The organism is Lysinibacillus sp. FN11, assembly GCF_024628845.1.
Taxonomy (GTDB): Bacteria; Bacillota; Bacilli; order Bacillales_A; family Planococcaceae; genus Lysinibacillus; species Lysinibacillus capsici.
Map to the genome: position 1 here is coordinate 501930 of NZ_CP102383.1, position 21970 is coordinate 523899.

Sequence of the window (21970 nt, forward strand, 5' to 3'; positions counted from 1 at the left end):
AAACATGACTGAACAAGTAGTAAATGTAATTGGAGCTGGACTGGCAGGTAGTGAGGCAGCTTGGCAAATTGCTAAGCGGGGTATAAAAGTTAAACTTTATGAAATGCGTCCAGTAAAGCAGACTCCCGCGCACCATACTGATAAATTTGCAGAACTTGTTTGTTCTAACTCATTGCGGGCAAACGGTTTAACAAATGCTGTAGGCGTTATCAAAGAAGAAATGCGTATGTTAGATTCTGTTATCTTAAAGGCAGCAGACCAATGTTCAGTACCAGCTGGAGGGGCCTTAGCAGTAGATCGTCACGAATTTGCAGGGTATGTAACTGATACTGTGAAAAACCATCCACTTGTGGAGGTTATTCATGAAGAAGTCACAGAAATTCCAGAAGGTATTACAGTTATTGCAACAGGACCTTTAACTTCAAAAGCTTTAGCTGAAAAAATTCAAGGTTTAACTGGTTTAGATTATTTATACTTTTACGATGCAGCAGCACCTATTATCGAAAAAGATAGTATTGATATGAATAAAGTTTATTTAAAATCTCGTTATGATAAAGGGGAAGCGGCTTATTTAAACTGTCCTATGACAAAGGAAGAATTCGATCGTTTCCGCCAAGCATTAATCGAAGCTGAAGTTGTACCATTGAAGGAATTTGAAAAAGAAATTTACTTTGAAGGTTGTATGCCAATTGAAGTCATGGCAGCTCGTGGAGAGAAAACTATGTTATTTGGTCCGATGAAGCCAGTAGGTCTTGAGGATCCAAAAACAGGAAAACGTCCATATGCAGTTGTTCAACTTCGTCAAGACGATGCAGCAGGCACGCTTTACAACATTGTAGGCTTCCAAACGCATTTAAAATGGGGGCCACAAAAGGAAGTGCTACAGCTCATTCCTGGGTTAGAGAATGTAGAAATTGTTCGCTATGGCGTCATGCACAGAAACACCTTCATTAATTCACCGAAAGTTTTAGAAAAAACATATCAACTTCGTGAGCAAAAGAATATTTTCTTTGCAGGTCAGATGACTGGTGTAGAAGGCTATGTTGAATCAGCAGGTAGTGGATTAATTGCAGGAATAAATGCAGCTCGTTTAGCATTAGGACAAGAGCCCATTATTTTCCCATTCGAAACGGCATTAGGAAGCATGGCGCGTTATATAACAGAAGCACAGTCTAAAAACTTCCAGCCTATGAATGTAAACTTCGGCATCTTCCCTGACTTACCGCCTGGTCGTCGTTCTAAACCAGAGCGTGCGGAAATGCATGCAACACGCGCAATAAGCACAATTCGAAATTTTGTGAATTCACAAACAATTTAATTGCCAAAAGCCTCTAAAAGTTGTTATACTCTTAGAGGCTTTTTCTTTTTGTAGACAAAATGCTTAATTAGACGTATTTTATTATTTTGTATGGAGTTTTTCTCAAAATATAACTATTTACACTTGCTATATTATGAAGATAGGTTTAGTGTCAATATGTATGTTTATTAATGATAAGAAAAACGATACAAACTTGTAAGAGATGACAAAGAATTGTATATCCGTTATATTACAAGTGTCAGTCATTTAAGAAAATTATTAATAAATTATTGGTGGTGAATCTTTCTGTGTTAGTTTCGTCCCAAGATGCACTCGAACAGTTCATGCTTTACATCCAAGTTGAAAAGAACTTCTCTGTTCATACAGTGCGAGAATATGAATCAGACCTGCTAGATTTTTTAACCTTTTTACAAACGGAGGGAATCGATGATTTAGCAAGTGTTGAATATATACATGCACGTCTTTATGTAACAAAGTTGTACGATGAGAAAAGGGCAAGGGCTTCTATTTCAAGGAAAATTTCTTCGATACGCTCCTTTTTTCGCTTTCTAAATAGACAGTACGGATTAGATGACGGAGCATTTCGTTCGCTTTATCATCCGAAAAAAGAATCACGTTTACCTAATTTTTTCTACGAAGAGGAATTGAAACAGTTATTTGATGCGAATACTGGTGATGATTTGAAATCATTAAGAAATATAGCTATATTAGAGCTGTTATATGCAACAGGTATTCGTGTGAGTGAACTGACTTCAATTCAAGTAGAGGATGTAGATTTTCATTATTCGATTATACGAGTAATGGGCAAAGGTCGAAAAGAACGAATCATTCCATTTGGTCAATTTGCGAGTTTAGCAATGCAGGACTACATAGAGCAAGCTCGTCCACGATTGATGAAAAAAACGAATCATCTGCAGTTGTTTGTTAATATGCGTGGTGGGGAACTTACTCCTAGAGGGGTACGTCATATTTTAAACGAAATGATTGACAAGGCCTCACTCCATACAAAAATTTACCCACACATGCTTCGCCATACTTTTGCTACTCATTTATTGAATAATGGCGCAGATTTGCGGACGGTGCAGGAGTTATTAGGTCACTCACATTTATCTTCTACACAAGTTTACACACATGTAACAAAAGAGCATCTTCGTCAAACATATATGAATGCTCATCCAAGGGCATAATAGAGCTAAGGAGGAAGGCAGATGGGACAAATTCATGCAACAACGATATTTGCGGTTCATCATAACGGAGGCTGTGCCATGGCTGGTGATGGTCAAGTAACATTGGGAAATGCAGTTGTGATGAAGGGTACAGCAAGGAAGGTCAGACGTCTGTTTAATGGGCAGGTCCTCGCTGGTTTTGCAGGTTCAGTTGCTGATGCCTTTACACTTTTTGAAATGTTTGAAGGCAAATTAAATGAGTATAACGGTAATTTACAACGCGCAGCCGTTGAGGTAGCGAAGCAATGGCGTGGTGATAAAATGCTGCGTCAGCTAGAAGCGATGCTACTAGTAATGGATAAAACGACTTTATTACTCGTTTCGGGTACAGGAGAAGTGATTGAACCTGATGATGGCATTTTGGCCATTGGCTCTGGGGGCAATTATGCATTGTCTGCAGGTAGAGCATTAAAAAAATATGCAGGTGAAACAATGACTGCTCGTGAAATTGCTGAAGCGGCATTAGAAACAGCTGCTGAAATCTGTGTATTTACAAATCATAATATTATCGTGGAGGCGCTGAACTAATGACACAAAAAAATTTAACGCCAAGACAAATTACTGAGCATTTAGATCGTTACATTGTTGGGCAGAATGAAGCTAAGCGAGCAGTAGCTATTGCGTTACGAAACCGCTATCGTCGTTCGTTGTTAAATGAAGATATGAAGGCTGAAGTTATTCCGAAAAATATTTTGATGATTGGGCCAACTGGTGTCGGTAAAACAGAAATAGCCAGAAGGATTGCAAAGCTTACCAATGCCCCTTTTGTAAAAGTTGAAGCGACAAAGTTTACCGAAGTAGGCTATGTGGGTAGAGATGTTGAATCAATGGTCCGTGACTTGGTAGAAGCTTCTCACCGTCTAGTTAAAGAAGAAATGATGGAGTCTGTCAAGGAACAAGCAGAACAATTAGCAAATGAAGCAATCGTGAAACTTTTGGTGCCTTCTTTACGTAAAAAACAGGCGATGCAAAATCCGTTTGAAATGCTATTTGGTGGGAAAGAACAACCAACAAATGATGATTCATCAGCAGATGATGGAGAAGTTCGCTCGAAGCGTGCTCAAATTGCAATTGATCTACGCAATGGTAAGTTAGAAAATGAGTGGGTTACTGTAGAGGTAACAGAACAAAATCCATCCATTTTTGATGCGTTACAAGGAACAGGAATGGATATGTCTGCGAATAGTGGTATGCAGGATATGCTATCTAGTTTAATGCCTAAAAAACAGAAAAAACGCCGTGTGCAAGTAAAAGACGCGCGTCGTATTTTAACAATAGAAGAAGCAAATAAGCTGATAGATGCTGATGAAGTAGCACAGGAAGCCATTAATAGAGCTGAGCAAACGGGCATCATTTTTATTGACGAAATCGATAAAATTGCTAGTAAAGAAGGAAATACTTCGGCGAATGTCTCCCGCGAAGGAGTTCAACGTGACATTTTACCAATTGTAGAAGGTTCTACTGTCACTACGAAGTATGGTGCAGTGAAAACAGATTATATGCTGTTTGTTGCTGCTGGGGCATTTCATATGTCAAAACCATCAGACCTAATTCCCGAGTTACAAGGCCGTTTTCCAATTCGGGTAGAGCTTGAAAAATTAACAAAACAGGATTTTGTCCGTATTTTACAAGAACCAGATCAATCATTAATTCTGCAATATAAAGCGCTTTTAGAGACAGAAGGCGTAGAAATTCATTTCACGACAGATGCTATTGAACGAATTGCTGAGATAGCAACTGAAGTGAATCAGGAAACAGACAATATTGGAGCTCGTCGTTTACACACAATATTAGAACGTTTACTGGAAGAACTATCGTTTGAGGCATCTGAGATTGCGCCAGCGAGTATTCCAATCAATGCGGCGTATGTGGATCAAAAACTTGCGGGAATTGTAAAAAACAAAGATTTGTCACAGTTTATACTGTAAGATAAAGCTGATTAGTATCATTCAATAGTAAAAACCTTTAGAATATTTAGTAAATACTCTTCGGATTATTTATAGGAGGAACATATAATGAATTTATTAGAAAAAACACGTAAAATTAACTCGATGCTTCAAGCTTCTGCTGGTAAGCCTGTAAACTTTAAGGAAATGGCAGATACACTAGGAGATATTATTGATAGTAATGTCTATATTTTAAGCCGTAAAGGTAAATTATTAGGTATTTCAATTCACCAACAAATTGAAAATGAACGTATGAAAAAAATGTTTGAAGAGAGACAATTCCCAGAGGAATACACACATAGCTTATTTACGATCTCTGAAACATCTTCAAATTTAGATATTAATAATGAACATACTGCTTTCCCAGTAGAAAATAAAGATTTATTCCAAAATGCTTTAACAACAATTGTACCAATCGTTGGCGGTGGTGAGCGTTTAGGCACTCTAATTCTTGCTCGTTTATCTTCACAATTTGAAGATGATGATCTAATTTTAGCTGAGTATGGTGCAACAGTAGTTGGGATGGAAATTTTACGTGAAAAGTCTGAAGAAATTGAAGAAGAAGCTCGTAGCAAAGCTGTCGTGCAAATGGCTATTAATTCACTTTCGTACAGTGAGTTAGAGGCAATTGAACACATTTTCGAAGAACTTGATGGTAATGAAGGTTTACTAGTTGCTTCTAAAATTGCTGATCGAGTGGGTATTACACGCTCAGTGATCGTAAACGCATTACGTAAACTTGAATCAGCTGGTGTCATTGAATCTCGCTCTTTAGGCATGAAAGGTACTTATATTAAAGTGCTAAACGATAAATTCTTAAATGCTTTAGCAGAAATTAAAATGAAATAAATACTTTTTTTAAGAAGCTAATGAAAGCGTCTATGGTAAACATAGACGCTTCAGACTGTAGACAAAAGCCCTCGAGAAGTTCACTCTCGAGGGCTTTTATCATTTTTCTTCCTATGTCGTCTTGATATTTGGTAATATATTACCAAATCCAACATACTCTTCGAGCATAGTTGCTCTCTTAAGCTACTTGCCACGTCCAAGTAGCCAGTTTCTTTAAATTCATGGCAGCAAAAGTAAGCATCGCCTGCATGGACAATTTTTTTAGACCTCTTAAGGTTGTCCATCGCATACCATGCTTTTCCTTTGCATCGGCAAAGACACGCTCAATCGTTTCTTTGCGCTTTGCATAGATTTGTTTGATGTCATAGGAATGGCGTAAATGTTCTGCTTCCTCCACATACGATTCCCAAATATGACGTTGAATGAGTTTTTGATGATGCTTACTTTCTGTACATTGGGATAGGCTTGGACACTTCGCACAAATCAAAGGATTCGATTTATATTGACGATACCCTTCTTTAGTCGTTGTCGTATACTTCAATAGCTGTCCTTGTGGACAAAGATAACAATTATAGTGCTCATCATATATATACTCATGCTTTCGGAAGAATCCATCTCTCGTTTTAGGACGTGTATAAGGAAGAACAGGCAACATTTGATTCTCTAATAAAAAGTTTGTAATTGCGGGTGTTTTATAGGCTGCATCTGCCGCAACAGCTAATGGTTTTTGAACGTTTTCAATGACTCTTTCCACAAGTGGCTGTAATACATGACTATCGTGCACATTTCCCGGAGTCACAATGGCACCCAAGACAAAGCCCTTTTCATCTGTCGCTGCATGAAAAGAATAAGCAAACTGTTTTGTACGTTCATCCTTCACGTAATATCCACTTTCAGGATCTGTCGTGCTTTCCTTTATTTCTTTCCATTCTTCTTTTTCAAATTTCTCCGGGGAAAAGGGCTTTTTTCCGTGTTCCTCACGATCAATATTTAACTCTAATTGAAGTTTCTCTTCATAAGCCCGTGTTTCTTTTCGCAAAACTTTTTTATCATACTTTCGTTTATTCGCACTCGCTTTCACATGCGTAGAATCGATAAATAAATGGTCTGCATGGAGGAGTCCTTGATGCATAATCTCTTTTAATATACGATAAAATATCTGCTCAAATATATCGGTGTCTTGAAAGCGACGGACATAATTTTTACCAAAGGTAGAGAAATGCGGAACTTCTGTATGGAAGCCAAATCCTAAAAACCAACGATACGCCATATTGGTTTCAATTTCTTTGATGGTTTGACGCATGGACCGTATACCAAAAACGTACTGAATAAACGTCATTTTAAAGAGAACAACAGGATCAATACTAGGGCGTCCTTTAGCAGAGTAGAGGTTTTCTACTAAAGGATAGATAAATGAAAAATCAATAGCCGCCTCTAGTTTTCGTACTAAATGATCTTGGGGAACTAATTGATCAATCGTTAACATTTCTAATTGTTCACGTTCATTGATTTGATTTTTCGTCATCATGGTTAATCACCTCGAAAGTGTACTTTTTATCAATAGATGAATAAGGAATTCTTTATGTAGAAGTTGATTGGAACGAAGGGTGGCGACTCCTGCGGGAAAAGCGGGAAAGTCGAGATCCTGGACTGAGCGAAGCGAGGGAAGCAGCTCGACCCCGCCCGCGGAAAGCGTCCGCCCGTAGTGGAAATCAACGGCTTTACTTTATTTTATTGTAAAAGAAAAAAGACTGTAGGCAAACTCAAAATTCATTGAGTTTGTCTACAGTCTCAAGCGTCTATGGTAAACATAGACCTTTTTATGTTGTTGAAGTAGATAATTTGAAAAAGACCTTTTAGAAAGGTGAGGGGGTGCATTAGGGTTCGTCATCGACCATTCCAGAGGCGTGGACAATGAATCCGTTAGTCGACCATGAGGAAAAGTGACCTTTCAGACTAGCGATCGTAATTTTTGCTTTTAATGTAGAACGGTGGAGTAGAAGGCTAATTGATTCCCTTGTGAGAAAGGGGAGACTTTAAACAGAGCGGTAGTTTTGTACTTTAAACAACACCTGCTTAAGAAGTTTAAACTGAGTGAGAGAGAAGTGTAGTGGCAAGTATGTAGCGTGGAATGAAAGCCTTTTTCATCTTTCGTAAAATGTATTGTTTTTCAAAACTATGATGCTGTCTATGGTAAATATAGACGTTTTTTTGTGTATTTTCGAAATTTTAGGGCACTTATTTTTTAGAGTATTAATACAAAAACATGGATTTCGTTGCTTTTATCCTAAAAATGTTCGATAATTTGTCACGACGATTAGCATATAAAAAATGTTGGTATGTTACTTTGGAATAATGGTGAATAAACTTATGGTCACTCTATAAAAAATACTCCTACAGTGATCGAACTAGTAAAAAGGGACCTTTATTTAAAAGGATTAAAAAAGGCGATTAACCTCATAAAAAGGCATTTTTCACAATAAAATCGTAAACACTGTCGAAATGGTGTAAAATAACTAGATGATTATTAATCTTTACTGAAGCCTAGAGACACAAAGGATGGGGAAGTTTTGTCATGGTTAAGGGGGAGAAAAAATAGGGCGTATAGACTATTAAAAAGTGACAAAAGACAATAGACACTAGGTATCATCTTAATTACAATTGTATTATTGGATAAATTAACAAGTACATAGATTTTAAATAAAATGAGGTGAACAGTTTTGAATTTATTTGGAGGAACTATTAGTAGCCTGGAAAATGGACTTTCCTATGCCACTTTAAATCATAAAACAATCGCAAATAATATCGCGAATGTCGATACACCTAATTATAAGGCGAAAAATGTTAGTTTTAAGGATATGTTGGAAGAGCAGAAGAGCATAGCTATTTCTGCATACCGCACTGATAATAGACATTATGATTTCACGTTTCGACAAGCTACACCAGGTGTCAATATTGTTGAGAACTTGCGATATAGAAACAATGGGAATGCTGTAGATATGGATGCTGAGCAAGCGAAATTAGCAGAGAATCAAATTTATTATAATGCTCTAATCGATCGTGTTAATGGGAAATTAAACACATTGAATACTGTTATTAAAGGAGGTAAGTAATAGATGTCTATTTTTCATGGGATGAATACCACTGCCTCCGCTTTAACAGCGCAGCGTTTACGTATGGATGTTATTTCTTCTAATATGGCTAACATGGATACAACTCGCGCTCGTCAAGTAAATGGGGAATGGGAACCATATCGACGTAAGTCCGTGACGCTGTCAGCAGAAGAAGGACAATTTTCAAATTTTTTGAATATAGCACTAGGTAAAAATGCAAAAAGTGGTGTTGGTAATGGTGTGAAAATTACTCGAATCTCAGAAGATCAAGAAACACCTTTCAAACTTGTATATGACCCAACTCATCCAGATGCAAATGCAGATGGTTATGTAAACATGCCCAACGTCGACCCATTGAAAGAAATGGTTGATTTAATGTCGGCTACTCGTTCTTATGAGGCGAATATAACTGTATTTAATGCGAATAAATCCATGCTTACAAAGGCTTTAGAGATTGGTAAATAAATTTAAGTAGAAAGGAAGATACATACATGGCCATTTCGTCCATTTCGCTAATGACACCTACTCAGGTTGTAAATAACACGAATAAACTGAATGCTACACCTTATGAAGCGCAACAAAGCTTCGCGAACTCGTTAAAAGAAGCAATTGCAAAAGTAAATGATCAACAAATAACTTCTGATAAGTTTACTCAGAAGCTAATTAAAGGTGAAAATGTGGAGTTGCATGAAGTGATGATTGCTTCGCAAAAGGCAAGCATTACCCTAAACGCAACAATTGAAGTTCGCAATAAGGTGATTGAAGCTTACCAAGAAATAATGCGCATGAGTGTTTAATTTTATTGAAAAGATAAGTAACCTCTTTTCAATATAGATTAACAACCACCACTTAGTGTGGCTCATTATGTTCGCAAATTATTGATGGCTAGGTTATTCACTATAACCGGAGGATTCATAATGAATGAACGATTGACAAAAATAAAAAACGACACCAGTCAATTTTGGACAAGTCGAAGTAAAAAGCAAAAAATAGTTATGATTGGCTCCGTGGTAGGTGTAATCGCATTAGCAGCAATTGTGACATTTTTTGCTTCCAAAACTACATATGTTCCACTTTATAAAGATTTATCAACACGGGAAATTGGACAGGTAAAGGAAGCGCTAGATTCCCAAGGTGTGACCTATCAAATTGCTCCAGGTGGAACATCTATTTTAGTGCCAGAAGAGCAAGTTGACTCCTTATTAGTGCAATTAGCTTCAGAGGGATATCCGCAAACAGGTTCAATCGATTACTCATTTGCTAATAGTTCAGGATTTGGTATGACTGATAATGAATTTAACCTATTAAAAAAAGCAGCTACTGAAACTGAAATTGCTAAACTTTTCAAAAATTTGGAAGGCGTAAAAGATGCAAAAGTGATGATTACTGTTCCTGAGGAAGGTGTATTCGTAACGGATGTTCAAGGAGAGGCAACCGCATCTATCGTTTTAAATACTGATCCTGGCTATAAATTTACAGAACAGCAAATAACTACAATGTACAATTTAGTGTCAAAAAGTATTCCGAATTTAAAGACTGAAAATATCGTGATCTCTAACCAATTTTCAGAGTACTTTGATCTGAATGCAGCAACAGCTGATGGTACTTCCACAACAACAGCTGAAGGCCAATTACAAATGAAGAAATTGGTAGAACGAGATCTACAACGTCAAGTGCAAAATATGCTTGGAACGTTGATGGGACAAGATAAAGTAATGGTTTCTGTCACAACGGATATTGATTTCAAGAAAGAAAATCGTGAAGAAAATCTTGTGACACCTGTTGATGAAGAAAATATGGAAGGTATTGCCATAAGTGCTCAGCGAATTACAGAGCAATATTCTGGTACAGGAGCAGCTGCCGCTGCTGGAACACCTGAAGCTGAAACAACTACTGATAACTTCACAACTTATAATGAAGGTACAGCAGGAAATGGTGATTATGAACGTACGGAAGAGACGATTAATAATGACGTGAACCGTATACGTAAGGATATTCAAGAAGCTCCTTATAAAATTCAGGATATTGGGATTCAAGTAATTGTTGAACCACCGACAGCAACTGACGCAGCGTCATTACCAGATGGTGTTCGAGAAGATATTGAGAAAATTTTAAGTACAATTGTACGTACAACAATTTCCAAAGACGTAGCAGCAGAACTTACTCAAGAGCAGATCGATGAAAAAGTGGCGGTATCTGTACAACCATTATACGGTAAGGCAACAGAGGTAGCTGATGAAAAACCAATCATTCCATGGTGGGTTTGGGTTATCGGGGGTATCTTGTTAGCTGTTATCTTATTACTAGCATTCTTCATTATCCGTTCACGTAAACGTGCGAAGGAAGAAGAAGAGTTAAGTATCCTAGAAGAACAAGAAGAATTAATGGTTGATGATATTAATGAAGAAATTGAAACGGAAGCTACAATGCGTCGTAAGCAGCTAGAAAAAATGGCCAAAGAAAAGCCAGACGATTTTGCAAAGTTACTGCGTAGTTGGATTGCTGAAGACTAACTAGGAGGTTCGGCTGTGTCCAAGAAAGATAAAGAATTAACCGGAAAACAAAAGGCCGCTCTCTTGTTAATTTCATTAGGGCCTGAAGTTTCAGCTTCTGTCTATAAGCATTTAACAGAGGAAGAAATTGAACGTTTAACATTAGAAATTTCAAGTGTTAAAAAAGTAGAATCAAATGTAAAAGAAGAAATTATTGAAGAATTTCACAATATTGCTCTCGCGCAGGACTATATCACACAAGGTGGTATTGGCTATGCAAAAACAGTATTAGAAAAAGCACTTGGCGTAGAACAAGCACAAACAATCATCAATCGACTAACATCTTCTTTACAAGTACGGCCGTTTGATTTTGCTAGAAGAGCTGATCCATCGCAAATTTTTAACTTTATCCAAAATGAACATCCTCAAACAATTGCCCTAATCCTCTCTTATTTAGAGGCAGGGCAAGCAGGGGTTATTTTATCTTCTTTACCACAGGAAGTACAAGCTGACATTGCTAAACGTATAGCGGTCATGGAATCGACTTCACCAGAAGTGATTAGCGAAATTGAATCTGTGTTAGAGCGTAAATTATCATCAACCGTTACGCAGGATTATACAGAAACTGGTGGTATTGATGCAGTCGTTGAAGTTTTAAATGGAGTAGATCGACAAACAGAAAAAACGATACTCGATGCACTGGAAATACAAGACCCAGAACTTGCAGAGGAAATCAAGAAACGTATGTTTGTGTTCGAGGATATTGTTACACTCGACAATCGTTCCATTCAGCGTGTTATTCGTGATTGTGAAAACGAAGACTTACTGCTTTCAATGAAGGTATCAAGTGAAGAGGTAAAAGATATTATATTCCGTAATATGTCACAACGTATGGCTGAAACATTTAAAGAAGAAATGGAAATTATGGGACCTGTACGTTTACGTGACGTAGAGGAGGCACAATCTCGTATTGTTGCTGTTATTCGTCGTCTAGAGGATGCTGGAGAGATTATTATTGCTCGTGGTGGAGGAGATGACGTCATTGTCTAGAATCATCCGTTCTATTTACACTAAGTCTGATAGCGATAATGTCAAAGAAATACAGATTCGTGATATGTTTGAAGTGGTGGAAGAATATCAAGAAGAAGGACCTCCTCAGCATCAATTAACGTTGGATGAAGTCGTGGCAGAGCGAGATCGTTTACTTACTGAAGCAAGAACTGCTTTGCAAGCTGAACGAGAGATGTTTGAACAGGAAAAGCATAGACACTTTCAAGAAATTGAACATTTAAAGCTAAGTTGGGAGGAAGAGAGACCCAATCGTGTTCAAGAAGCTTATGATGAGGGATTTGGACAAGGCTATGAAGATGGCGTGAATAAGGCCACTGAAGCAATGGCTCAGTCACTTCAAACAGCGAACGAAATAATGATGTTAGCGAAAGAAAATGCTCAAAAATATATTGAGGATCAAGAAGCGGTAATTTTAGAGTTAGGTTTAACTGCTGCAGAAAGAATTATTGGTACTTCGTTAGAACAGGATAACGAACTATTTGTATCGATTGTGCGTAGAGGGCTGAAAGAAGCAAGAGAAATGAAGGAAATTAAAATTTATGTTTCGCCAGCTTATTATGCTTTAATTACGACCAACCGAGATGAATTAGCAGAAATGTTCCCAATAGACGTACCATTTATGATTTTTGTAAATGAAGATTTAGATAATGAGACAGATTGCTATATTGAAACAAATCATGGGCGAATTATGGTTAGTATCGATGAGCAATTAAATGCACTTAGATTAAAGTTACATGAAATATTAGAGAGTAAGGAATGATCTTGATGAAAGCGGCTCAATTAATTGAACAAATTCCGCATATCCCAACTTTTAAAAAGTTTGGTAGGGTTACTAGAGTTGTTGGCTTAATGATTGAGTCGCAAGGTCCAGATAGTTCTATAGGTGATGTCTGTAAAATTCATGTTGAAACTGTAAATCACGGTCACCAGATTATTTTAGCAGAGGTCGTTGGTTTTAAAGATGAAATAGTCGTCTTGATGCCTTTTACCTCCTTACGTGAAATATCTATTGGCTGCCTTGTCGAAGGGACGGGAGCCCCACTGGAAGTAAAAGTGGGTCCTGAGTTAATCGGCAAAGTATTGGATTCTATGGGGAATCCAATTGATGGCACTCTATTACCTAAAGGTCTCATGACAGTCCCTACAGAGCAAGATCCACCAAACCCACTAACTCGTCCACCAATTAATGAAAGGCTTGAAGTGGGAGTTAAGGCTATTGACGGTATGCTAACAGTTGGAAATGGACAACGTGTTGGTATTTTCGCCGGTTCTGGGGTAGGTAAAAGTACTTTACTGGGTATGATCGCAAGAAATACACAAGCAGATTTGAATGTCATTGCGCTAATAGGCGAGCGTGGTCGTGAGGTTCGGGAATTCATCGAACGTGATTTGGGTGCTGAAGGTTTAAGTCGATCGATTGTTGTTGCAGCCACATCCGATCAACCAGCATTAATGCGGATTAAAGGGGCATTTACAGCAACAGCAATCGCCGAATATTTTAGAAATCGAGGCTTAAATGTCATGCTGATGATGGATTCCGTGACACGTGTGGCTATGGCACAACGTGAAATTGGACTTGCGACAGGAGAACCACCAGCACAAAAAGGTTATACGCCTTCGGTTTTTGCGATATTGCCTAAATTACTAGAACGTACAGGCACCAATGAAAAGGGTTCTATAACAGCATTCTATACTGTTTTAGTAGATGGTGACGATATGAATGAACCCATTGCGGATACTGTGCGAGGGATATTAGATGGTCATATTGTATTGGATCGAAATCTTGCCAACAAAGGGCAATATCCAGCCATAAACGTCTTGAAAAGTGTGAGTCGTTTGATGAATCATGTTGCAGAGCCAACTCATAAGAAAGCTGCTGAGCGATTAAGAGAACTCTATTATACTTACGACAAATCAGAGGATTTGATCAATATTGGTGCTTATAAAAGAGGAACCTCTAAAGAGATTGATGAAGCAATTCATTATGAACCGCTCATTACTGCTTATCTTAAACAGGGTTACTTAGATAAAGTGACACTTGAAGAAAGTGTCAATGAGTTAATAACATTATCGAACGGTGGTGCGAAATAGATGGTCAGTTATGTGTATCGTTTTGAAAAAGTGTTAACTATTCGCGAGCAAGAAAAAAACGAAACCGAAATGGCTTATAAGGAATCTGTCCGTTCTTTTGAAGAAATAGCAACGAAATTATATGACTTGCTAAAAAAGAAAGAAGATTTAATTACATTTCAGCAGGAGCGTTTAATGGTTGGTTCATCCATAGATGAAATTCATCATTATAGTCGTTTTATTGATAGTCTCGAAAAAACAATTGCAGATGTACAACAGAAAGTGATACAAGCTCGTGCTAAGATGAATTGGCACGAAGAAAAACTATTAGAAAAAAACTTGGAAGTACGTAAATTTGAAAAAATGAGAGAAAAGGATTTTAAGCATTTCCAACAAGAGCAAGATCGTATAGAAAGCCTTTTTTTAGATGAAATTTCATTACAAACGTATAACAAGAAAGAAATCAGGTGATTTCATGGCAAAGAAAGACAATCGATTAGCAACAGAGTTAGTAGAAGAGCAACCAAAGAAAAAATCTGGGGGCTTTCTTAAGTTTTTTACTTGGATTGTACTGCCGATTATGTTTGTAGTAGCGGTTTTGCTTGTTGTGGCAACTTTAATGAATACAAATGTCTTTGATTTAGGAAAAAAGGCAATAGGTAGTTTACCTTTTATCCCCTCAGAAGAACAACAAGCAAAGGATGCTGTCGTTAATAACGACTCTAAAATAGTGAGTTTACAGGCAGAGGTACAAGAAAAAGAAGCCGAGATTACTCAGCTTCAAAAAAAATTAGATTCAACAATTACTGAAAAAGAGAAGCTGCTGACAGAAAAGGAACAGCTTCAATTTGAAATTGAAAAATTAAATCGTGAACAAGATGATGTGAAGCGTGACTTTAACGATATTTTATCAACATTTGATAAGATGTCGCCGAAAGCTGCTGCACCTGTGTTAATCAATATGAGTGATACAGAAGCACTACGGATTTTAACGAATTTAAAGCCAGATAAATTAGCAGCTATTTTAGAGAAAATGGATGCAAAAGATGCAGCAAAATATACGGAGCTTATGGCTAAACAGTAGGATAATTGAAAGGAGGTGAAAAATAGTGGATGTAGCAATGATGCAAATGATTAATAAAACAGTACCTACTAAAACTGCAGCAACAAAGTCAACAACAATTGGAAACGCTGAAGGAAAAATAGACAGTACACCGAAGAAAGAAAATTTATCAAATTTTGGTTCTGTTTTTGGGCAAGTATTAACTTCTTCAACTCAAACAACCCAATCATCAAAAACAACATCATCAAATGAACTTGCGGATTTACAAGCGTTATTAAATGCTGACTCAATGGAGGAAGTACTAGATTTACTAGGGATTTCTCACGATGATGGCTTATTAATGCTTCAACTTGGAGAAGACGGTAAGGCAGTGGCACTGGATGAAATGCTTCATTTAGAAAATATTTTAAATGCTTTAGGGATTGATGAAGAGCAGCTTCAAAAAATAGTCCACCAGTTACTAGGAGAAGAAAAAGAAGCAAGTGATGTTTGGGAGCTCTTAACATTAGTAGATGCTCAAGCACCTGTACTACAGGCGAATATAAGCACGGCTTTACAAGGCGAAGGTCAAGTGACACCAAAAGAGGCAACACAACTTCTCCAAGTGTTGAAATTAGCGCAATTAGTAGGGCAAAAGACAGACTTAACAGCATCCCAAGAAAATCTGTTAACGACTGTGAAGAGCCTATTAACGTCATTACAAACGCAGGTAGGAACTTTGCAGGTAACAACAACTAAAACACCTGTTACATTGCCATTACAAGGCTTCCAGCAAGTTGTTCAGCAAGTCCAAATGATGAAACAAAGTGAAACAACTACAAATGACATGGTTACGCCACAAACTGTACAAACGAAATCAGACACATTCCATGTAACATTACCAACGGCTAAGCCTGCTCAATCAGAAGCTTTACTAAAAGAAATGCAAGCCATTATCAATCGAGCGCAGATTTCGAATGCTCAAGGTATTACACGTTTAACCATAAAATTGTATCCAGAAAATCTAGGGACGGTTCGTATTGAACTTGTACAAAATGATGGTGTCCTTACAGCACGTTTACTGGCTTCTACAGCTCATGGACGTGAATTGCTTGATAGTCAAGCACACCAGCTAAAACAGGCATTTGCTCAGCAAAATATACAAGTAGATCGCCTTGATATTGCACAATCATTACAAGATGCCGATCGTCAACAACGTGATCAAAGCTTCTTCAATAATTTCTTTAAACAACAACAGGACGAAGAACAGGATCAAAAAAGTGATGACGAAGATGAAGGAATGTCCTTTAGTGACTATTTAATAAGTGAGGAGGTGTAACAATGGCAGATACTACTACGAAAGTGACAAATCCGGCTATAACTGATGATTTTTATTACTCAAATTATCAGAAGCCAGTGAAACAAACAGGCAATAGTGAGCTTGGTAAGGATGCCTTTCTACAATTGTTAATTACACAATTACAGCATCAGGACCCAACAAATCCAATGGATGATCGAGAATTTATTTCTCAAATGGCGCAGTTCTCTTCTTTAGAGCAAATGCAAAATATGACAAAGGCAATGGAATCTTTACTAGCATCTCAGCAACAAACACAGATGATGAGTTATACAACTTTTATTGGCAAAGAAGTCAAATGGCATGAGATTACAGAGGAGAAAGATGAAAAAGGTAATCCTGTGGTTAATGAAGGAACAGGCGTTATCGAATCCCTTAAATTTGTAGATGGAAATGTTGTTTTCAAATTAACTGATGGGAAAGAGATTGCTCCTGGTAATATATCTGGTATTTTAGGTGGAGCTAGCGACTCTAGTTCAAATGGCAATAATAATGTACCTGAATCTCCATTAGTGAAAGCTAGCCAATTGATTGGTAAAAATGTAACGTATAAAGACGGTGACCAAGAACTAAAAGGACGAATCGTCTCTGTTTCCAATAAAGATGGGGTCATTAATTATGTACTAGATAATGATAAAAGACTAACAGATAAAGATTTTACAGTGATTAGCGAATAAAGGTGGAGAAAAGTGATGGATAAATTTTCAATTCATCGTGTACCCTTGCATCCATCTATTCGCTCAACACAGCCTAAGCCAATCAATACACAACAATCGTTTAAGGCTCATTTACAGGAAGCTTCTAAACAAGAGCTAAAGGTGAGCAAGCATGCGAATGAACGTATTATTGAGCGTAAAATTAATATCACTGAACAAGAATGGCAGGTTGTATCGGATAAGGTATTTGAAGCACACTCAAAAGGTGTCAAACAACCATTAGTCTTGATGGATCAAGCAGCTTTAATTGTCAGTGCTAAAAATGCTACTGTCATTACAGCAATGGATCGCACGGAAGCAAAACAGCAGTTATTTACAAATATTGATGGCACGATTGTGCTTTAAAGGCTGGACCTTCTTACGTAAGGAAGCCTTGGTGATGCTGATTGATAGAAGCTCACCTATATAAAACGAAGGGAGAACGAAAACATATGTTACGTTCTATGTATTCAGGTATTTCAGGTCTTAAAAACTTCCAAACAAAGCTAGATGTGATTGGTAATAATATTGCCAACGTGAACACTTATGGCTTTAAAAAAGGTCGAGTAATATTCAAAGATTTAATGTCGCAAACATCAGCTGGTGCTTCTGCTCCTTCAGGTACTATAGGAGGTATTAACCCTAAACAAGTTGGGTTAGGGGCAGAACTTGCATCTATCGATACTATTCACAATCCAGGATCGCGACAATATACTGGACGCGGACTAGATTTAGCTATAGAGGGGGAAGGTTTCTTCATAGTAGGTGATTTAGTATCAGGAACTGGTGAAGGAACAGGTGAAACGCCATTTACAAATACTCTCTATACACGTGCAGGGAATTTTTATATGGATGAACAAGGTTTTCTAGTTAATGCAGATGGTAAATATCTAATGGGGTCTGCAGCTGCTAACTCTGAAAATTTAGATTCAATGTCTACTGACTTCGATGCACCAGCGGAATTGGATGAAGTAACAAGTGAGAATTTAAATGTTGATGGCACTTGGGGTTTACCAACAGCAGCCACAGAAAACAGTGGAGAATGGGGACGTATCCGTATTCCAACTGATGCAAAATCGATGAGTATTGCACCAGACGGTCAAGTTACTTTTGTTGATGCAAATGGAGACTTGAAATGGGGTGGTCAATTGGTAATGGCTAAATTCTCCAACGCAGGTGGTCTTGAGAAAGTTGGCGGTAATTACTATACAGTTTCAGCAAACTCTGGAGAACCTTATTTACAAGCAGGTGGTCAAGCAGGTTTAGGTAAACCGATAGCAGGTTCACTTGAAATGTCGAACGTAGACCTGTCTGAAGAGTTTACTGAGATGATTGTGGCACAACGTGGTTTCCAAGCAAATACGCGTATCATCACAACATCTGATGAAATATTACAAGAGCTAGTAAACTTAAAACGATAATAATATAGTCCTTTCAAAACGGACGTTTTAACAAACATATTTTCATATGAGGGAGGGTCGGGCCGGCTCTCATGCTAGACCCGGCCCTAATTCATGATTGAACTAACACGTCTAAATGGCAAAGCATTTACATTAAATGCTTTATACATAGAAACAGTCGAATCATTTCCCGATACGACTATTACATTAACAACTGGAACAAAATTAATTGTTTTAGAGAGTGAAGATGAGGTGCGACAAAAGGTAACTGCCTTTTATAACAATATACAAATACTATCCAACCCGCATCTACGAGGTGAAGAAGATGAAGAATAATAAAATGCTAACAATGATTATTATTTTACTAGTAGCAGTCATTCTGATTGGGGTTATTTTGTTTGTATTGCTTACGCAATTTAATAAACCCACAGGAGCTGTTGAGCCGTCCATTGATGAGATTGTAGAGGCTACAGTGGAGATACCAGAGATCACGACAAATCTAGCAGATAAAAGAGTTGTTCGCTTGTCATTGAAAATTCAAACGACAAGCAAAGATGCTGCTGCAGAATTAACAAAGCGCGTTTTCCAAGTGCAAAACATCGCCATTCAAGAGCTTTCTGAAATGGAGCAAAAGGACTTAGAAGGTAAGCAAGGGAAACAAATTTTCCAAAAATCATTAAAAACAAGATTAAATGAGTTGATGCAAGAGGGAGAAGTTCAGGAAGTATATTTTACCTCCTTCATTACTCAATAAAACAGAAACTGCTTGAATTGGAGGTGGGCAAATGGCAGGAGATGTGTTATCTCAATCCGAGATAGATGCGCTGCTTTCCGCTATATCGACAGGGGAAATGTCAGCGGATGACATAAAAAAAGAGGACGAGGGACGTAAGGTTAAAGTTTATGATTTTAAACGAGCACTTCGCTTCTCAAAAGATCAAATCCGAAGTTTGACCCGAATACATGAAAATTTCGCACGACTATTGACAACCTTTTTCTCTGCACAGCTTAGAAGCTATGTACAAATTACGGTTGCATCAGTAGACCAAATACCATTTGAAGAGTTTGTTCGTTCCATTCCAAATATGACACTCATTAATGTATTTGAAGTGCCACCATTAGATGGTAATATATTGATGGAAATTAATCCGAACATTGCCTATTCGATGTTAGATCGCCTAATGGGCGGTAGTGGGGCAAGTCATAGTAATGTAGATAACCTAACGGAAATTGAAACAAAAATTATGACAAACCTTTTTGAACGCTCATTCGACAATTTACGCGAAGCATGGGAAAATGTTGCGGAAATTGATCCAATATTAGTGGAACTTGAAGTAAATCCACAATTTTTACAAATGATTTCACCTAATGAAACGGTTGTCGTTATTTCGTTAAATACGATAATTGGTGAGACAAGCGGTATGATTAATATTTGTATTCCGCATGTTGTATTGGAGCCAATTGTTCCAAATCTTTCGGTTCGCTATTGGATGCAAACCAATACGAAAGAGATGTCACCAGAGCAAACAAAAATGCTTGAAACACGTGTGAAACAAGCCCAATTACCACTCTCAGTTGAATTAGGATTAACGGACATCACCATTGAAGATTTCCTAACAATGCAAGTTGGAGATGTCATACAGTTAGATCAAAAAATTGAAGCGCCATTACTACTAAAAGTAGGTACATTGCCGAAGTTCACTGTTCAACCAGGTAAAAAGGGCAAAAAATTAGCAATCCAGATTATCGACCCTTTGAAAGGAGGAGACGAAGATGAGTGATGAAATGCTCTCCCAAGAAGAAATTGAAGCGCTATTAAGGGGCGAGACGTTGGGAGATAAAAACAACGACACTGATGCTTCAACAAATGAAGAAATAAATGAGATACGAGTGGAGGATTACCTTGATTCGTTTGCACAAGATGCATTAGGAGAGGTAGGCAATATATCCTTTGGTAGCTCTGCCACAGCTCTTTCAGCGTTATTGGGTCAAAAAGTAGATATTACAACTCCAAGTATTTCAATGATTAATCGTAATAAATTAGAAGAGGAATTTCCTCATCCATATGTAGCTGTACAAGTTGAATATACAATTGGTTTGACAGGTATGAATTTACTTGTAATTAAACAATCTGATGCGGCAATTATCGCAGATTTAATGCTAGGTGGCGATGGATTAAATCCGAAACCAGACTTAGGTGAAATTCAGCTAAGTGCTGTTCAAGAGGCTATGAATCAAATGATGGGCTCAGCTGCTACATCTATGTCGACAGTCTTCAACAAAAAAGTAGATATTTCTCCACCGACAATTGATTTAATGAACATCTCGCAAGATGAAGGTCGAGAAAATATTCCAGAAGACGATTTGCTGGTGAAAGTTTCATTTAGATTAAGAATTGGTAATTTAATTGATTCGAATTTAATGCAATTATTACCGCTTAAATTTAGTCAAAATATTGTAAAATCATTATTAGGTGAAACAGGAGTGTTTGAGGAACCTGTGGCAGCAACTATTGCACCTGAGGCTCCACCAGTTACACCACCGCCTGTTCAACAGCAAATACCTGTAGCACCACCATCTGAACAACCAGTTTATCAACAGCAGTCAGCACAGATGCAGCAACCGATTTATCAGGAGCCACAACAATTTGCACAACCGGCAAGACCTGCACAACCTGTAAATGTGCAACAAGCACAGTTTGCTAGCTTCGATTCAAATGTAATCTCTCAATCTGAAGCTAGAAATTTAAATATGCTACTTGATATTCCATTGCAAGTTACTGTAGAGTTAGGACGTACGAAACGTTCTGTTAAAGAGATTTTAGAACTATCAAGTGGTTCAATTATTGAACTGGATAAATTAGCAGGAGAACCGGTTGATATTTTAGTCAATAGTCGTTTAATTGCTAAAGGGGAAGTCGTTGTTATTGACGAAAACTTTGGTGTCCGTATTACAGATGTTTTAAGTCAAGCAGAGCGTTTAAATAATTTAAGATAGTTTCAATTGGAGGAGTTAACCATGTCTAAAAGAATTTTGATTGTAGACGACGCTGCATTTATGCGCATGATGATCAAGGATATTTTATCAAAAAATGGATTTGAAGTTGTTGGAGAGGCAGCGGATGGTTTACAAGCTGTCGAAAAGTACAATGAACTAAAACCAGATTTAGTAACAATGGATATCACAATGCCAGAGATGGACGGTATTGCAGCTCTTAAAGCAATTAAGGGAACAGATCCAAGTGCAACTGTAATCATGTGTTCAGCAATGGGGCAACAAGCAATGGTAATCGATGCGATTCAAGCTGGTGCGAAAGACTTTATCGTAAAACCTTTCCAAGCAGATCGTGTAATTGAAGCGATTCAAAAAGCGCTAGGATGATTGCATGAAA

General features: G+C 37.6%; 24 protein-coding genes. 23 read left to right on the forward strand and 1 reads right to left on the reverse strand.

The features are described from left to right. Window positions 1-4 precede the first annotated feature (4 nt). From trmFO to codY, 5 genes are all read left to right on the forward strand, one after another. Window positions 5-1318: an FADH(2)-oxidizing methylenetetrahydrofolate--tRNA-(uracil(54)-C(5))-methyltransferase TrmFO gene (trmFO, locus tag NP781_RS02305; RefSeq protein ID WP_221683444.1), complete on the forward strand. Its 1314-nt coding sequence runs from the start codon at window positions 5-7 to the stop codon at window positions 1316-1318. A gap of 287 nt (window positions 1319-1605) precedes the next feature. Then, the gene (gene xerC / locus NP781_RS02310; RefSeq protein ID WP_004229272.1) at window positions 1606-2505 is read left to right on the forward strand and encodes a tyrosine recombinase XerC; all 900 of its coding nucleotides are present in this window, start codon (window positions 1606-1608) and stop codon (window positions 2503-2505) included. A gap of 21 nt (window positions 2506-2526) precedes the next feature. Continuing rightward, window positions 2527-3072, forward strand: a complete 546-nt coding sequence (hslV, locus tag NP781_RS02315; RefSeq protein ID WP_004229270.1) for an ATP-dependent protease subunit HslV — start codon at window positions 2527-2529, stop codon at window positions 3070-3072. Continuing rightward, window positions 3072-4472 carry an ATP-dependent protease ATPase subunit HslU gene (gene hslU / locus NP781_RS02320; protein ID WP_221683447.1) on the forward strand — a complete coding sequence of 467 codons (1401 nt, stop codon included), beginning with the start codon at window positions 3072-3074 and terminating at the stop codon, window positions 4470-4472. Before hslV ends, hslU begins: the two co-directional genes overlap by 1 nt. A gap of 87 nt (window positions 4473-4559) precedes the next feature. Further along, a complete protein-coding gene (codY, locus tag NP781_RS02325; RefSeq protein ID WP_004229266.1) occupies window positions 4560-5339 on the forward strand; it encodes a GTP-sensing pleiotropic transcriptional regulator CodY in 780 nt (259 codons plus the stop codon). A 178-nt stretch (window positions 5340-5517) separates the two neighbouring features. On the opposite strand, the gene NP781_RS02330 is transcribed toward codY, so the two are convergent. Then, a complete protein-coding gene (locus tag NP781_RS02330; protein WP_257520889.1) occupies window positions 5518-6867 on the reverse strand; it encodes an IS1182 family transposase in 1350 nt (449 codons plus the stop codon). Between the two features lie 1192 nt (window positions 6868-8059). On the opposite strand from NP781_RS02330, the gene flgB reads away from it, so the two are divergent. From flgB to NP781_RS02420, 18 genes are all read left to right on the forward strand, one after another. Continuing rightward, window positions 8060-8452 (forward strand): flagellar basal body rod protein FlgB, encoded by a 393-nt coding sequence (gene flgB / locus NP781_RS02335; protein WP_004269305.1) that lies wholly within the window; start codon window positions 8060-8062, stop codon window positions 8450-8452. Between the two features lie 3 nt (window positions 8453-8455). Further along, window positions 8456-8917: a flagellar basal body rod protein FlgC gene (gene flgC, locus NP781_RS02340; RefSeq protein WP_221682766.1), complete on the forward strand. Its 462-nt coding sequence runs from the start codon at window positions 8456-8458 to the stop codon at window positions 8915-8917. A gap of 26 nt (window positions 8918-8943) precedes the next feature. Continuing rightward, the gene (gene fliE / locus NP781_RS02345; RefSeq protein ID WP_221682765.1) at window positions 8944-9249 is read left to right on the forward strand and encodes a flagellar hook-basal body complex protein FliE; all 306 of its coding nucleotides are present in this window, start codon (window positions 8944-8946) and stop codon (window positions 9247-9249) included. Window positions 9250-9369: 120 nt separating this feature from the next. Then, entirely contained in the window at window positions 9370-10965 is a 1596-nt protein-coding gene (gene fliF, locus NP781_RS02350) for a flagellar basal-body MS-ring/collar protein FliF (protein WP_048391617.1), read from the forward strand. A 15-nt stretch (window positions 10966-10980) separates the two neighbouring features. After that, window positions 10981-11994 carry a flagellar motor switch protein FliG gene (gene fliG, locus NP781_RS02355; RefSeq protein WP_193831172.1) on the forward strand — a complete coding sequence of 338 codons (1014 nt, stop codon included), beginning with the start codon at window positions 10981-10983 and terminating at the stop codon, window positions 11992-11994. Continuing rightward, window positions 11987-12775: a flagellar assembly protein FliH gene (gene fliH, locus NP781_RS02360; protein ID WP_221682764.1), complete on the forward strand. Its 789-nt coding sequence runs from the start codon at window positions 11987-11989 to the stop codon at window positions 12773-12775. The genes fliG and fliH overlap by 8 nt, the downstream gene beginning before the upstream one ends. Window positions 12776-12780: 5 nt before the next feature. Beyond that, window positions 12781-14106, forward strand: coding sequence for a flagellar protein export ATPase FliI (gene fliI / locus NP781_RS02365; RefSeq protein ID WP_066037836.1), 1326 nt, complete (start codon window positions 12781-12783; stop codon window positions 14104-14106). Further along, complete coding sequence (gene fliJ, locus NP781_RS02370) at window positions 14107-14556, forward strand: flagellar export protein FliJ (protein ID WP_004269298.1); 450 nt, start codon at window positions 14107-14109, stop codon at window positions 14554-14556. Between the two features lie 4 nt (window positions 14557-14560). Next, window positions 14561-15169, forward strand: a complete 609-nt coding sequence (locus NP781_RS02375) for a MotE family protein (RefSeq protein WP_009371153.1) — start codon at window positions 14561-14563, stop codon at window positions 15167-15169. Between the two features lie 25 nt (window positions 15170-15194). After that, window positions 15195-16466 carry a flagellar hook-length control protein FliK gene (locus tag NP781_RS02380; RefSeq protein ID WP_221682763.1) on the forward strand — a complete coding sequence of 424 codons (1272 nt, stop codon included), beginning with the start codon at window positions 15195-15197 and terminating at the stop codon, window positions 16464-16466. Between the two features lie 2 nt (window positions 16467-16468). Further along, window positions 16469-17161, forward strand: a complete 693-nt coding sequence (gene flgD, locus NP781_RS02385; RefSeq protein ID WP_221682762.1) for a flagellar hook assembly protein FlgD — start codon at window positions 16469-16471, stop codon at window positions 17159-17161. A 15-nt stretch (window positions 17162-17176) separates the two neighbouring features. After that, window positions 17177-17545, forward strand: coding sequence for a TIGR02530 family flagellar biosynthesis protein (locus tag NP781_RS02390; protein WP_221682761.1), 369 nt, complete (start codon window positions 17177-17179; stop codon window positions 17543-17545). 86 nt (window positions 17546-17631) lie between these two features. Then, a complete protein-coding gene (gene flgG, locus NP781_RS02395; RefSeq protein WP_221682760.1) occupies window positions 17632-18600 on the forward strand; it encodes a flagellar basal body rod protein FlgG in 969 nt (322 codons plus the stop codon). 93 nt (window positions 18601-18693) lie between these two features. Next, a complete protein-coding gene (locus tag NP781_RS02400) occupies window positions 18694-18915 on the forward strand; it encodes a flagellar FlbD family protein (protein ID WP_048391601.1) in 222 nt (73 codons plus the stop codon). Further along, window positions 18905-19333 carry a flagellar basal body-associated protein FliL gene (fliL, locus tag NP781_RS02405; RefSeq protein WP_004269291.1) on the forward strand — a complete coding sequence of 143 codons (429 nt, stop codon included), beginning with the start codon at window positions 18905-18907 and terminating at the stop codon, window positions 19331-19333. Before NP781_RS02400 ends, fliL begins: the two co-directional genes overlap by 11 nt. A gap of 31 nt (window positions 19334-19364) precedes the next feature. Continuing rightward, entirely contained in the window at window positions 19365-20360 is a 996-nt protein-coding gene (fliM, locus tag NP781_RS02410) for a flagellar motor switch protein FliM (protein WP_004269290.1), read from the forward strand. After that, a complete protein-coding gene (fliY, locus tag NP781_RS02415) occupies window positions 20353-21576 on the forward strand; it encodes a flagellar motor switch phosphatase FliY (RefSeq protein WP_257521299.1) in 1224 nt (407 codons plus the stop codon). Before fliM ends, fliY begins: the two co-directional genes overlap by 8 nt. A 21-nt stretch (window positions 21577-21597) precedes the next feature. Continuing rightward, window positions 21598-21960: a response regulator gene (locus NP781_RS02420; RefSeq protein WP_004269288.1), complete on the forward strand. Its 363-nt coding sequence runs from the start codon at window positions 21598-21600 to the stop codon at window positions 21958-21960. Window positions 21961-21970: the final 10 nt, after the last annotated feature.